The organism is Deltaproteobacteria bacterium, from assembly GCA_029860075.1.
Taxonomy (GTDB): domain Bacteria; phylum Desulfobacterota; class JADFVX01; order JADFVX01; family JADFVX01; genus JAOUBX01.
Window position 1 is genome coordinate 1 of the sequence record JAOUBX010000095.1, and the last position, 15,665, is coordinate 15,665.

Annotated in this window: 9 protein-coding genes; all 9 read left to right on the forward strand. The window is 43.6% G+C overall.

Annotation, left to right across the window (positions count from 1 at the left end; translation table 11 throughout):
* The coding region (locus OEV42_19085) for an AAA family ATPase (GenBank protein ID MDH3976376.1) at positions 1 to 526 on the forward strand (526 nt) is incomplete at its 5' end.
* Positions 526 to 3,048: a hypothetical protein gene (locus OEV42_19090; protein MDH3976377.1), complete on the forward strand. Its 2,523-nt coding sequence runs from the start codon at positions 526 to 528 to the stop codon at positions 3,046 to 3,048. The genes OEV42_19085 and OEV42_19090, both read left to right, overlap by 1 nt.
* 225 nt (positions 3,049 to 3,273) lie before the next feature.
* Positions 3,274 to 6,462 (forward strand): hypothetical protein, encoded by a 3,189-nt coding sequence (locus tag OEV42_19095; protein MDH3976378.1) that lies wholly within the window; start codon positions 3,274 to 3,276, stop codon positions 6,460 to 6,462.
* Positions 6,463 to 6,794: 332 nt separating this feature from the next.
* Positions 6,795 to 8,522, forward strand: coding sequence for a hypothetical protein (locus OEV42_19100; protein MDH3976379.1), 1,728 nt, complete (start codon positions 6,795 to 6,797; stop codon positions 8,520 to 8,522).
* Between the two features lie 190 nt (positions 8,523 to 8,712).
* Entirely contained in the window at positions 8,713 to 10,218 is a 1,506-nt protein-coding gene (locus tag OEV42_19105; protein MDH3976380.1) for a hypothetical protein, read from the forward strand.
* Positions 10,219 to 10,309: 91 nt separating this feature from the next.
* Positions 10,310 to 11,599 (forward strand): hypothetical protein, encoded by a 1,290-nt coding sequence (locus OEV42_19110; protein MDH3976381.1) that lies wholly within the window; start codon positions 10,310 to 10,312, stop codon positions 11,597 to 11,599.
* Between the two features lie 173 nt (positions 11,600 to 11,772).
* On the forward strand, positions 11,773 to 12,678 hold the full coding sequence (locus OEV42_19115) for a hypothetical protein (protein ID MDH3976382.1): 906 nt from the start codon (positions 11,773 to 11,775) through the stop codon (positions 12,676 to 12,678).
* 85 nt (positions 12,679 to 12,763) lie between these two features.
* Complete coding sequence (locus OEV42_19120) at positions 12,764 to 14,167, forward strand: hypothetical protein (protein MDH3976383.1); 1,404 nt, start codon at positions 12,764 to 12,766, stop codon at positions 14,165 to 14,167.
* Positions 14,168 to 14,765: 598 nt separating this feature from the next.
* A partial coding sequence (locus OEV42_19125) for a cytochrome-c peroxidase (protein MDH3976384.1) occupies positions 14,766 to 15,665 on the forward strand: 900 nt, incomplete at its 3' end.

A 15,665-nucleotide genomic window follows, 5' to 3' on the forward strand; every position in this document is an offset into this window, starting at 1 on the left:
AGTGAAAGAATGTGGAAATATCCCGCATATCTGGTACCGTCTCGATGGCGGCGACGGGGATATTGCCACATTCTTTCACTACCTGGGACTAGCTGCAAAAAAAGCGGCGCCACGTCGAAAAACACCGCTACCCCATTTGACCCCCGAATTCATGATGGGCATACCTACCTTTACAAAACGTTTTTTTGAAGAACTCTACAGTCGTTTGAAGCTGCCGGCTGTCATCGTTTTTGACGACTATCAGGAAGTTTCTGCTGAATCTGATTTTCATGACATAATCAATTCAGGATTGTCCGTCCTGCCCGATGGTATATCAGTAATCATCATGAGCCGGGTCAATCCACCGGAGGTTTTTTCCCGCCTGCAACTCAACCGGATAATGAAGGTGATCGGTTGGGAAACCCTTCGCCTCGATATTGAAGAGACAGCAGGCGTTGGTCACCTCATCAAACCTGCCGCAATGGAATCTCACGTTCCTGAGGTATTACACCAAAAAACAGGAGGGTGGATGGCAGGGCTATTCTGATGCTGGAATCGGTTCATATGGAGAAGCTTTCTACCATATCATTAAATGATGATATATCTGAGGTGATATTTGGTTATTTTGAGGCAGAGATTTTCTATAGGCTTGATGAAGAAATTCGCTTATTTTTGCTAAAAACCGCTTTTATGCCAAGTATGACGTTGGAGATGGCAAAGGATTTGACGGACCTTAAACAGGCCCGCCGCATACTGTCTGATCTCTACGGGAAGAACTGTTTTGTAGAAAAGCGGCTGCAGAGTCCGCCTGTATATCAATATCACCCCCTTTTCAGGGCCTTTTTATTAAAAGAGGCTGACGAGTATTTTTCAGAAGAAGAAAAAGCCCATCTTATAAAATATGCCGCCACGCTCCTTTCTAAGTCCGGTCAGGTGGAAGAGGCCGCGGAACTCCTCATAGAAACGGATGATTTGGAACAGCTCATTCCACTCATCCTTGAGAATGCGCAGTCTTATATTGCCCAGGGGCGTAGTAGGGTCGTTGAAACATGGATACTGGCAGTACCGGAGTCGGTACGGGAGAAAAATCCATGGCTCATCTTCCGGCTCGGCTCCTGCAAAATGTCCTATAACATAATTGAGGCCCGATCCATTTTCAAAAAATCACTCCAACTTCTGGATTTTCGTAAAGATACTTCCGGGACTTTTCTTTCCTGGTGTGGGGTGGCTGAATCCATCTTGTGGGGATGGGATGATTATAACAGCTTTGACGGCTGGATTGATGTTCTCAATGATCTTGTCAAAAAATATAAGGGCATCCCTGAAGGTGAGATCGAGACCCGTGTCTCCACGGCAATGTTTTCAGCCATGATTCATCGTTACCCTGACCATCCGCAATTTGAATTCTGGAAAGAGCGTGCTCTTTCTCTTCAGGACAGCAGTCCCGATCTAAACTGTCGCATGTCCGTTCTATTTCATCTCTCTCACTACCTGCAAATGTGCGGTAAATTGAAAGAAGCTGATGAGGTTATCCAGTCTATTCATCGCTTGTTGAGCAGTAGTAATCCCTCTTGTTTAGAGGTAATGCAGGCAAAATTGACCGAAACAATTCATGCTAACTACAGGGGTGACCACGATCACTGTTTGAAATTGGTTGAAAAGTCTCTTGAAATAGCTACTCGAAACGGTATTCACCTCTTTGACGCGGCCTTCGCAGGGCATGCCCTCTGGTCTTCGTGTAAACGTCAGGATTTTGAAAGGACTAATCATTACATAAAGATCATTGAATCTTCATTACCCTTTAGCAGTCCCTATGAGCGTTGTTTATATCATCTTATTAAAGCCTTTTTTGCTCTCCATAATAAAAATATATCCCTTGCCGAAAAGGAAAGCAGGCTCTCTCTCCAAGTAGTTTTGAAAGTCGGAGGGGTTTCACCCCTTGTGATCATTTACTCATTGCATGCTTATGTTCTTCATGAACTGGGAAAACATGAGGAAGCTTCAGCGGCGCTTTCAACAGCCATCAATTTTAGCCGGAGGTTTGATAGTCAGGGCTATATTTTTGAATTCTCCCTGTTGGAGGCTTATTTTGCTTTTCATAGGGGAGATGAAGTGACAGCCTTTAAAGCACTCAAAGCGGGACTTGCCCAGGGAAGAGAGAGAGGCTATAAAGAGGCCCTCTTTTTCTCTCTTCCCGAGGTCAATCGTAATCTCTACACTAAAGCGCTTTTAGCCGATATAGAGGTCGAGTATGTGCAGCAACTGATTCGTAATGATGGCCTCCTTCCTCCTGAGGGTATGACGGATATTGAAAACTGGCCCTGGCCGATTAAGGTTTATACTCTGGGTTCATTTCGGATAGAGGTGGATGGAAAACCCCTCAAAGAGGGGAGAAAATCTCACCACCGGCTAATCAATATACTGAAGGCCCTTATATGCCTGGGCGGCTCTAATGTCCCTGCCTATCGCCTTGCCGATATTTTCTGGCCGGAAAAGGACGGAGATGCGGCACAAAGCGCCCTCGATATGGGTATTCACAGACTTAGAAAACTGCTCAATTATTCCGAGGCGATTGAGGTAAAGCATGGAGAGCTTTCCATTAACAGCAAGGTCTGCTGGATTGACGCACTTGTTTTTCTTGAACTTACGAAATATAACAATGATAAGGAAAAAAATACAACGCAGAGTGCTGAAGATGTGGAGAAGATTCTTTCTCTCTATGGAGGCAAATTGCTCCCGGCCCTTGACGGTTCAGAGTGGACGATGGCCATGCGGGAAAATCTTAGGGATTGTTATCTCAAAATGCTTCAAAGGCTGGGGGCCCTTCGTGAAGCTTCCAAGGAGTGGGGCACTGCTCTGGAGTGTTACAGTTGCGGTGTAGAGGATAATCCACTGTCTGAAGAGCATGTAAGGGGTCTTATGCGCACTTTCACAGCGCTTGGTCGGCCTGTCGATGCAATTTTAGCCTACCAGAAATTTGAAAAAGAATTAAAAAATAATATCGCTATCGATCCATCTCCTGCTACAAAGGCCCTTTTCAAAGAAATATCCTCATCCTCGGACATTTAAAGATGGCATTGAGGCAATACAGGTTGATCAGGGCGCCCTTTGAGTTTTCTTGCTAAATAACAAGACTTGACAATAATTCTTGCAGTGAAGATTGTAATAGCGCTTGAATTTTTACTCATTTGATGATTTCATTGCCTTGTCTCCTTCTTTGATTTTTTACGAGATAAGCTACGCAGCCTCCACCTGCATCGTTAAAAGTTTATAATTCCAACTGAAGAAAATTTAATGCCGAAAAAAACATTTATAGCCAAGATAAGCCGTCCCGGGATTTCAGGTATTTACCGCAGAACACGCTTGAACAGTCTGATTGATTCAGCCAAAACAATACCTCTTACATGGCTTTCAGCGCCCGGCGGATCAGGTAAAACCACTGCTGTTGCAGATTATATAGCTGCTAATAAACTCCCCTGTCTCTGGTACAGGTTGGACGAAGGGGACGGTGATCTTGCCGGCTTTTTCTATTATATGGGGCTCGCTGTCAAAGAGGCAAATCCCAGAAAAAGAAAAGCAATGCCTCTTTTTACACCGGAATACATGATGGGACCCACTGTTTTCTCAAGGCGGTATTTCGAAGAGGTAGCCCGCCGCCTTCCTTCTCATACATGTCTTGTCTTTGATGATTATCAGCTTATACCGGAGACTTCAACCTTTCATAATGTTTTATGCGAAGGAATAAAGTCTTTATCAGAAATAATGCGCGTCATTATTATAAGTCGCTCAAATCCTCACGAGGCATGGGCCAGACTCAGCGCATCGAACAAACTCAAATTGATAGGCTGGGAAGACCTTCGGGTAACTGAAAAAGAAGCGACAGGGATACTTGATCATCAGGAACAGGCAGACGGAATAGCTCAGAGGGATAAGCTGTTGGAAAGAGGAGGTGGCTGGATAGCGGGTCTTCTTCTTCTAAACAAGGCAGGTGAACTTCATGATGGCGGAGCAATAGGAACGGGCGGTTCCATCGGCTCTGACGAACTTTTCAATTATTTTGCCCATGAGGTTTTCAACAGGGCTGATGAAAGGATGAAATCTATCCTCCTTCAAACAGCCTTTGTTCCCTCTTTTTCCCCACAGATGGTGGAAACCCTGGCAGGGAAAGGTTCCTCAAAATACGGAATCTCAAACATGGTGAAAGGAAATTTTTTCATAGAGGCTCATGGCCGTTTAAAGAAGGTCTTCCGCTATCATGCTTTGTTCCGCAGCTTTCTTCTAAGCAGGGTCGCTGAAGTCTTTAATGAAAAGGAAATAATCCGTCTTCGTGGACTTTCGGCTCAACTGCTGGCTTCGGAAGGACGCTTTGAAGAGGCTGCCGAGCTTCTTGTTGAAAATGAGGCATGGGAGAATTTATCGGAAATTGTTCTTACCCATGCGGGGGAACTCTATTTCCAGGGGAGGCTGTCCCTTTTAAAATCCTGGATCGACCATTTGTCTGATATGACGAAGTTCAATAAGCCATGGCTTTTTTACTGGGAAGGGATGTGCCTCATCCCTTTTGACCAGACTGCCTCCAGAAACCACCTGAGCAAGGCCTTTTCACGCTTTGACGCATTGAAGGATGAGGCCGGTCTCATTACCTCGTGGAGCGCCATTATAGAAACCCACATTGTGGATTTCAGCAAAATAAAAACTATTGATAAATGGCTGAAAATATTCAATAAGGAAATTGAGCCTATCCTTGAAAAACAGAAAGAAAACATTAAAATTGCGGCAATTTCCGCTTATTTACACGCTCTATTTTGGCGCCAGCCTCCCGGTGGCGACATAAGGCGATGGAGAAAAATAGCTGAAGAGGCCATCTATAACAGTTTATCACCAAGAAATATTATGAAACTGGCAGGCGCTTTACTTCAACCCATTTCCTTTACCGAAAATCTCCATGAAGGCAGGCGACTCATAAGTCACATAGAGCAAAACTTTGAAAAAAAAGGCGCTAATCCTGTAATGATTATTCAATATTACGCAATGAAGGCTATGTATAGTGGTCATGTTGGAGATCAGGTGAATGGCATGGCAGCTTTTGACGCGGGTTCAAAAATCATCGAAGACACCGGTATTCATATTTTTGACCAGATGTTGTTCCTCTATTATGCTCATAATGTGGTTGGATTGGGTGATAAAAAAAAATTGAGAAGCGCATTGGCGCAACTCAAAAAGATTCCGGCGCCCCGTTTACTGGATCAAGCGCATGTTGATTATTCCATGGGAACGATTTTGCTTGCCCTGGATGATGCAAGGGGCGCAGAAGTTTGCGCTGAAAAAGCCTTTGACTTTACCAAGAAAACGGGAGCGCCTATATCTGCAGGAGTGACAATGATCGCCCTTGGCACCATTAAATGTAGATTAGGGAAATACGATGAAAGTCTCGCTTGGTTTATGCGTGCCAGAAGGCTGGCAAGGGAGGTAAATATGGTCTCTTTTCATTCCCTGATTTATGAAGGATACCTTTATTTTGAGAAAGGGGAGAAGAACAAAGGGGTAGAGCTGCTCAAAAGGGGCCTTGCCATAGGGGCCAAAGAGGGATATGTCATGATGCCTTACTTTGATCGACCTTTTATGAACCGTATCTTCAGCCTTGCCATAGAAAAGAATTTAGAAAATGATTACACAAAGGAATTTATAAGAAAAAACAAGCTTCTTCCTGTGAGTCGTGGCGCAACTTTAAAAGATTGGCCATGGCCGATCAAGGTTTATACTCTGGGTTCTTTTAGGATAGAGGTGGATGGAAGGCCCCTCAAAGAAGGGAGGAAATCTCACCACCGGCTAATCGATATCCTGAAGGCCCTTATCTGCCTGGGTGGATCAAATGTTCCCGCCTATTGTCTTGCCGATATTTTCTGGCCGGAAAAGGACGGAGATGCGGCACAAAGCGCCCTCGATATGGGGATTCACAGGCTTAGAAAACTGCTCAATTATTCCGAGGCGATTGAGGTAAAGCATGGAGAGCTTTCCATTAACAGCAAGGTCTGCTGGGTTGACGCGCTTGCTTTTCTTGAACTTGCGAAACATAACAATGATAAGGAAAAAAATACAACGCAGAGCGCCGAAGATATGGAAAACCTTCTTTCCCTATATGGAGGCAAATTGCTCCCGGCCCTTGACGGTTCAGAGTGGACGATGGCCATGCGGGAAAATCTTCAGAGCAGTTATCTGAAAATACTTGCAAATCTGGGAGATCTTCGTGAAGCTTCTAAAGAGTGGGGCAGCGCTCTGGACTGTTACAGCCAGGGTGTAAAGGTCAACCCACTGTCTGAAGAGCATGTAAGGGGTCTTATGCGCACTTTCACAGCGCTTGGTCGGCCTGTCGATGCAATTTTAGCCTACCAGAAATTTGAAAAAGAACTAAAAAATAATATCGCTATCGTTCCATCTCCTGCTACAAAGGCCCTTTTCAAAGAAATATCCTCATCCTCCTGATGTCTCACATTTAAGTTTTTTTCCATTTAATCGCTTTACATTCAATTCTCACTATCTTTCTACTTACTATCCCAGAAACAGCATATGAATCATAGTTTCCAGGATTATCCTTCCTGTTGAAGCTGGAACCTGGTTGTTGTGTAACGCTGCTTCCCCGTTTAAGCCTGTAATAACAGACTAAGATCCGTTGAGAAACATGATGACCTTATTTTATAAAAAATCTAAAAAATAGATAAAAAATTGAATTTGTAATCTATTTGTTAGTTCCTGCGCAATATTATCACCACAAAAGAATTCTCTAAAGCTGAAAAAAATTTGAAGGAGGTTTACATATGAAAAGAGAAAAAAAGTCAACTATTATGGCAATTTTCGTAACATTACTTACGATGGTATTTACCGGCTGTGGAGGCAGTAGTGGTGGTAGTGGAGGTGAAGGTGGTAGTGGAGGTGAAGGTGGTAGTGGCACTGCAAAAGGTACCTTCAAAAAGAGCATTGATTATAATGATACTGCCTGGGCCGTACTATTTGGCGATGATTCCAAACTTCGATTTCACCTTCTCTACCATGCTGACGACATTAACGGTTCCGGCAATATCTCGGCGCTTCGATTTCGACATGATGCCGATCTCCTGGCCGATGTTACCTGTAACAATACAACGCTTAAAATTGGCCATACAAGCGCTGCTGATTTAACGACAACATTTGCAGACGCCATTGAAACAGGGCAGGGAAGTTTTGTCACTGTATTGGATAATGCTACCCTTACTATCCCCGCCGGCTCTGTAGGAAGTTATATTGAAATTCCTCTGCCCGGTGCATTCAATTACAATGGTGTTGATAATCTGCTGATTGAAATTTCAAGAACATCGGCATGTTCCGGTGATGTACTTTTGGATGCCGGGAGTGCAGTGGGGTACGATGCGACTTTACGCTCTCTCTCTTCCGATACAGCAGTAACCGGTTCAAAATTGGATTACAACATGACTGTTTCCTTTCAATTTTCCGGTGGTGATAATGAAGTGGACTTTGGAGGCACATCAGTAGATGCCTATCCATTTTCAACTCTCCTTCCCAAGGTACAAATGCTCTATTCGAATGGTGAAATAAACGGTTCCGGCCCAATCAGCGGCATCGGCTTTCAGATGTACACTACCTCTGCACAAAATGACGTGACCTATACACTCAAACTGGGCCATACGTCAACGCTCCTTTCAACTACATTTGCCGATAACTTCGATTTAGATACACCCGTTACGGTTGCAGATAACGTAAGCTTTACTATCCCCGCAGGCATTCCGGCAGGAGAGTACTTCTGGGTACCTATTCCTGACGGCACATTCACCTATAACGGCACCGATCCACTCCTTCTTGAGATTGATGTTTCTGCTGCAAGTTCACTCACCTATTTAATAGCTAAGCCTAGCGAACCGGGGCGAAGGGCTGTCGGTGACAGCGGAGACGTTGTTGCAAGTGGTGTTGATAATTTAGCTTACAATATTAAATTTCGCTTTGACGGTGCGCCTGTACAGATAATGCCATCCGGAAATGGTGCTACTCTTCAGGTACTTGGAGGATTAGCAGGTGGCAGCCAGACACAAAGCCTGTATACCCCCACTCTTGTTGGTACAGGGGGAACCGTTACCGGTATCAGCGTAAGGCTGACAGCAGATTCAGTGGCGACAACAATTCCTAATTACAAAATATATATGGGAGCCACTGATAAGACTGTACTTAATATGGCAGATACTTATTCCAGCAATATGGAACTAAACTCTGCACTGGTATTTGATGGCACTTTTGATATACCAGCGGGGCTTAAAGCGGGCGACTGGCTAACGATTCCTTTGCAGACCGGTTTTACTTATGACCCAACTCAGAACATGACTGTACTGTTTATGGCAGATTCTTCTTCTTCAGGAGATAATCCGGTTTCATCCTCTTTTGAAGCATCGTTTCCGACACATATGGTTGGGCGGACTGATAATGCAGTTGATATTACCGGCGTGCCCGCCTTTGATTATGATGCTTTGGTGGATGTACAACTGAATTTTTCTAAATGATTTATTGTTTAATATATTTAAAGGGCGGGCTTGTCCCTCCATTATTTGATGATGATTTGCAGGTGTGAGCTCACATTTTCTTTTTAAAGAAATAACACTTCTAATCATCCAGTAACTACTAAAAACCGGACTAGCGAAGAAAGATATTTCAAAAAACTCATTTATTTTACATAAGGAAAGGAGTCCTGTTATGAATATGTTCAACAAACTTCAATATAAATCTGTACCCACTATTCTCTTTATTACACTGATCATAGTTAGTGTCACTAAACAGGCATATGCAAACAATAATTACCTTCTCTATTTAACTCAGGCAGAGCAGATCGAGTGCCAAAATAAGACTGTGAACTTTGACTTACCCTTTACCTATGATACAACAAAAGATAATCTGCGATTAATGTCTGAGGCAGGTTTGATAGACACATCTATGTACCCATGGGGAACCCACGTCCCACCCTATACCGGCCATGAAGAAGGTAATAGAAAATCTGACTGGGCGGCATGGGCCGCACTCGATTATCCTGAACTGACTGTGCTCGTTGACGATAACAACAATCAAATTTGTGATGATGAGAACGAAACCTGCGGTATGTTACTTAATGATATTCTCCATAAAAACCCACCTTATATTGCACCAGAAACCGGTTTTCGGGTCAAGACTGTCGTTCTTGAAAGATTCTATGATTCCGTATCTGAAGCGACTGGCGGGAAAATGTGGCTCATTGAAGGTAATATTTGTAATTTTCATTATGAGTTAATGCATGTTGGACAACTATCCAGCACCTTGCGTGAGGGTATGATTAATGCTGGTTACAAGGATCCAAACACAGTCACAATTGACGATGAAGGGGTAAACCTGATCACCGATGAAGAAAACCCGATTTCCTTTAACAAGGGCGAGATCATTGCCTATCCGGAGATGATGGCTAGACAAGTCGAGGGACATCCAGGCTATTATCAGGGATCACTCGAATTTCAGCGTTTTCCCAATTCCCACATCGAATTTTCTGTAAGGGACTATAAAAAAACGGATCAATCTATTCATTTCCCAATGTTCCTGCTGTTACAGGATGATGCCCTATTGGATAAGCTCAGATACTATTTGGCCAAGCCCTTCCCGAAATTTAGCTTTAATGATCCCTCAATGGATTGGCTATGGCGTGCCGAAGCGGTGTCCTGGACCAACGAAGCTAAATCATTCTATAGTTACGACTCTATTCACAGTTCTTTAGGTGGCTGGTTTGAGAAAGCAGGAATACCACCCTGTAATGTAGATGAAGCTGCAGTTGATTGTGATCAGAAGTTGTCCATCTTCCCTATTCATAAAAACTCGGAATACTATAAACCAGCACTCTATAGCAGTCCTCATATTAACTACCTCATGTTTTATCGGCATTTAAATTCCACTGAAGAATTTCTTGTAAGAGGAGCTTATGGGGAGTTGTTAAGACCCCATACCCCGGACCCATTAACCGATGTTCTGACGGTAAAGTGGAGAGACCCTATGTCAGAAAAATCGATATACCAGAAGATCGCCTATCGAGTTTCACCGGCGCAGGAGCTTATGCGTGCTAAATTTGGCCCAATAGTGTCTGATTTTGCCTTACTGGCAGATATCCCAACACCTGATGGCACAGAAGTCTGTGACGGTGTAAACGTAGTTTGCTTTAACCATAAGCCGCCAGAGGCACAATAATAAACATCTCCATTAATATCCACTCTTGTTGGCTTACTAAGCCGGACGTTAAGAGTAGAGAGAATTTTGTAAATAAGAAAGGAGTATAAACATGTCTTGCATAAACTATATTCAAAGAATAAGGTGCCTGCTGTTAGTTATGATCAGCCTGCTCATTATTGGCTGTGGTGATGATGATTCAAATCCGAATATACAGTCCGTAGATTACCTTCCAAGTTGCGATAGCGTTATGGAAGCTAATGGGTCAGTTAATGCGAAAGACCTCTTTTCAGTGGCCCTTGTAGATCCCTCATCTGTAGATTCGTCACTTCCAATAGGTGAACTGGAGGCCGGTGATCTTACCCCCATCAATCATGAACTTGGATTCCTTCTGTACACGACCAATATCGATATAATTGCACCTACAGACCTGTATGTAAAAAGCTTAACAAGTACACAATATATCTCAGGTCCTCGGGCAGGTGAAACCGATTTTGGAATGACCTATCAAGTCTGCTCACATCTGGTAAATAGTAAAGAGGAAATTGCTGTTGAAGGTGATTATGCCCATATGACGGCTGCTTACGGAATTATAACTACAGCATTGGTTGGAGCCACCTGTGTTGAAGATCTTGGCGATGTTGAATCTACCGTAAAATGTTCTGTCAATTACGTAAATAACTATTTGCTGATAGATAAAGGCACATTGCTTGGCAGTGGTGGAGGAGCGGGTTTGTCCGATTATAAACCTGGCTTCGATGCAAATCTGACGGACTTCCGCTTTGAAAATAATTTTGTCAATCCAGACCGTATTGGCGCTGAAGAGGGACCAGGTGCCGGATTTAGATATGGCGCCTGTACCTATGAGTATTTTCTGGAGCCAACTAAAACAGCGTACCTTGATAAAGTGGGTGTTCCCGGTAATTATAGGGTCTCCGCTACTGATCCCTGTGGAAAGTTGAGTGATGTTGGACAGGCCGGTACTGCTGCAGGCATATGGATTTCTGAGGACAAGGCAGGCCTCGATATTTCAACAGACCTCTTTGGCGTCATGAGTAATCTGCTGGTCCTGGCAGATGACCTCATCGCACCTGATACTGAAATGAATATTTCAACTGATCTCATATCAGTCGCACCTGGTGATGGTAAAGCGGCTTTAGTGAGCATCATAAAGAAGGTATCAGGCGATGTAAATCCTGCCTTCAAGGAAATGTTGCCTGGCACTGTTTATTGCCTGGAAGGGACATCAGATATCGGTGGTATTATTACAGACTTTTACTACTATCTTGAACTCATTGATGGTGGAGATACCCTGAAACTGGAGGCTCTCGATGCTATTTGCAATGCTACACCTGAAGCTTCAAGAACATTCAGTGAAAATGCCCTGAGATTTGTACGCTAGATATTATGGCCACACTGCTGTAATCATAAATTGGGTAAAAACTTCTAGTAACATTATGTCAGGAAAAATAGTTTGTGACTCTCAAATGTTTATCTAAGAGCTTATCCAATATACCATCTTACTCATTTCTAGTGGCTGGTTGAGGTGGGGAGTAAAATAGAAAAGGAGAAAGTATGAAAAAAAAATACTCTATAAACAGGAAAGGAGAAGCTATGAAAAAGATGAATTACTCTAAGGAGAGGTTACTCACTCGCTTAACATCAACTGTAGTTTTAACTGTTTTTTTGCTAATGGGGTCGTCAGTTAATGCTGATATTGATAATGATAAACCTATTCTTATTATCGGGGCCTCTTATGAAAATGGTGTAACTCCTATAGATGATAACCTTTTTGGTCCCTTTTATGGAGCGGCAGTAAATTATGGTAGTTATCTAAGCCTTGGAGATGCACTGGTCCGTAATGATCAGTTGAATGGATTTGTAATTAACGAAGCACGGGGAGGCGCCAGTGTTTATTACCGTGAGTATTGCGGGCCCGACTCATGTGGCTTTGGATCCTGGCAGGGATATGACGTCCAGTTCCAAAAGGCCCTTAGCCGTGTCGTCATAAGAGACCCGCAAAATCCAATGAATATCCTGGGCTACAATGCGGACTATCTTATTATGGGAACACCGACTAATGACTGTCTCCATGCCGGTGGAGTGGAGGAACCGCAATTAGTTAGCGACCAATGTACGACGGAAGAACTAAACCATGTCATTGACGGCTACATAAATATCGCCCAACAAGCCGTTGCCATCGGCATAACCCCAATTGTTGCCATTTATCCTGACTATAATGATATTAATTGGCAGGTATTTCAAACTGCATTTGCTCTTCCATGGGTTATAAATGAGTCTACCTACAATGAACTGAAAGGACTTTTCCACTCACGTTTGCAGGTAGAAGTGCCGGAGGTCCTGTTGGTGGAGGCCTGGGATCAATTTAAACCAATTGGAGATGGACTGCATCCTGACTTTGATTCATCAACCAATGCGGCAAAAAAGATTGTAAAAGCGATGAAAGAGCATATTAAATAACAAGAAAAGAAAAGGGAGAGGAAAAATGAAGCAAGTTAAATTAAGTTTAATCAAGGTTTTAGCCATTATGTTTGTCCTGGTTTCTATGCAACAAATCGGTTTCGCCAGGGAAACGGAGAGAGATAACTACAGGAGGTTAATGCAGCCTGTAAATCTGAAAGACAATGTTATGGAGGTCCAGCAGGTTATCTTTGATTTTGAGGCAGGGACAGTAAGAAATACAGACTGGGGGAAGGTCCGATTCAATCCTATGGCCCTGGCCAGATCTACCGGTATGGGATCCGGTTATTATAATATGTTTGTTCATTCGCAAGAACCTTCAGGTCCCATTCGCTGGGTGGTACAAAACCTTTATATTCCTGAACAACTGAGTAACGAAAGCATACCTATGTCGGTTTTTATTGATCTCAGACCCGGCATAGTAGGTTCCGGGCCGGTCGAATCTATTACCGTGAACGTTGTCGCTTCAGAAAGTGTACTGCCGGTGATAGAAGAAATACAACACATTGCAGATACTTTTAAGTCAAGTGAGATAACAGTCAGTTCAGGCATTATTAATGCCGAAGGCGTCATCGATGGCTTTGACGGAATCCCTGAGCCAGGTGGCGATAATCCGGATTTGGTAGGGCCACCGCCATTGTCGCCATACCCTGTTCCAGGACCGTTGGACAAGTGGGAAGAAGAACCAATCTTTGTGTTTCAGGATCACACACGCAATTTGGAGTCTGGAGTTAATCAATGTCTCCCTGTTGCCTTTGCCAACACTTTCCAATACCTTGAGGACCGTTACAATGTATCTCCTCTGGTCTGGGATATTCCTCATTTCTTTGGTATCGGGTTTGGCTGGAATATTCCACCCTCATGGTTTCCGGTTCCTGACTACCGTCTTGTCGCTGCTATTGACGCACTAACCAAACGTGAAGGTGTATTGAATATGGATACCGGAGATGGTGCGATTCCCTGCCAGTGGGCCCGTGGCGCCATGGGATATATGGCTGCCTTTGGAGATCAGGCAGCGGTAGAGTTCAGACATCAAGGGGTACCTCAACCAGGTTTCGTAATTGTAGGTGATGGCAATTACTGTGATACCCATCCAGATATTCCCTTTAACGGCCTTATTTCTTACCCTGAAGGTCAAGAGGTAACTTGGGACTGGATATTCGATCAGTTGACACAGGGGCGTGGTGTGGTTTTAACTTTCACCAGATTTGACAAAACAGGTGCTAAAGGAGGCTCACATGGATTGAGAATCTGGGGAGCTATGCGCGCAAATGGCAGAGACTATATTTATACTATCGATGATTCACAACAAGGCAATAACAATATTGGAATACAAACACAATTCTGGGAAGTCGCTGATACGGGAAGTCCGGGTAATCCAGGTATTCCTGATGGGAGCTTGAATATAAGTGGTAACGGTGCCAGTGGCCAATGGGAAATCACAGCAGCCATGTCAGTAGAGGCGAAGCCGACTTTAATTCTTCCTTAATATTGGGAAAAATTGCCCTCAAGCTGTCTAGAAAACAAAAAGGAAAAAGTTAAATTTAAAAGCCCATCCCGGCCACGTGCCGGGATGGGCTTTTTTTAAATGAGAAGGTGTTTCCTCGTTGATAAAGGGCTCATCCCCATGCCTGAAGATGAGCAGGCTGAAGTACGCAAAAGAGCGACAAAATGGATTCCTTTTTCTAAGTAAATGAGAAGAACTCTTATATTTAATGCCATTGTTGGGTGATTATTCCTGACGATGGCATTTTTTTAAAACCTTTCCCTTATTCCCGCATCCTAAATCGTGCACTTCGTAATACGTTTCGCTTCAAGGAAAAGTTTTCTTGATAAAAATGTGCTTTCTATTTAAATTTCTCCACCGGGAGTTGTGGAGAAGGGAAAACCTTTCCAGGAGCGCAATTGTATTTTGAAGTCTGTTTTTCTTTTCTTAAAACAATAAATTAATAATAGAAAGGGGGAATTATGGGGAAATATCTAATTGTTAAATCCACATATTAACCATCCATGAAATACATCACAGGTATTGAGAAGTTTGTTTTTCTTTTCTTAAAAATACTAAATCAATAATATAAGGGGGAATTATGAAGAAACACCAATTTGTTAAATCCGTATTTTACGGGGGAATCATCAGTACTATTTTAGGCCTGTCAACGGCTGCATTGGCGCTCACACCGGTTGAAGAACTCGGCAAGAATCTCTTTTTCGACACTGATCTATCAGAGCCCGCTGGCCAGTCATGCGCCAGTTGTCATTCACCGGCAACAGGATTTGCAGAACCCGATCAGGAAAACCCTGTTTCAGAGGGTGTTATTCCAGGCAGGTTTGGTGGCCGTAATGCACCTAGTGCAGGTTACGCTGTTTTTTTCCCTGAGTTCACTCATAAGGGAAGGAATAATATATCCGGTGGCCAGTTCTGGGATGGTAGAGCGGCCAATTTAACGGAGCAGGCCAAAGGGCCTTTCCTTAACCCGGTGGAAATGAATAACCCCAGTCGGGCTCATGTCATTGCTGATATTGAACTGTCGAGCTATGCCGGGTTGTTCGAGCAGGAGTGCGGTCTAGACGCCTTCCTTCCGGAGAATGTCGACAGCTCTTATGACTGCATGGCGGCAGCCATCGCTGCCTATGAGGGAACGAGCGAGGTGAGTCCCTTCAGTTCGAAATTTGATGCCGTACAGGCAGGTCTGGCTACATTCACAGCACAGGAAGAAGAGGGGTTTAACCTCTTCAAAGGGTCGGCTAAATGCTCAAACTGTCATACGGTAAAAACGCTGAATAACGAACCTGCTCCAATTTTTACGGATTTTGAATACCACAATATCGGTTTACCTCATAATCCTGAAATTGATGCACTGATAGGCTCGGTTCAGCCTCCTGATCTTGGTTTGGGTGTGTTCGTCGTTGATCCCAAGAATAATGGTAAGTTCAAGAACACACATTTACGAAACGTTGAGCTAACAGCGCCCTATATGCACAATGGC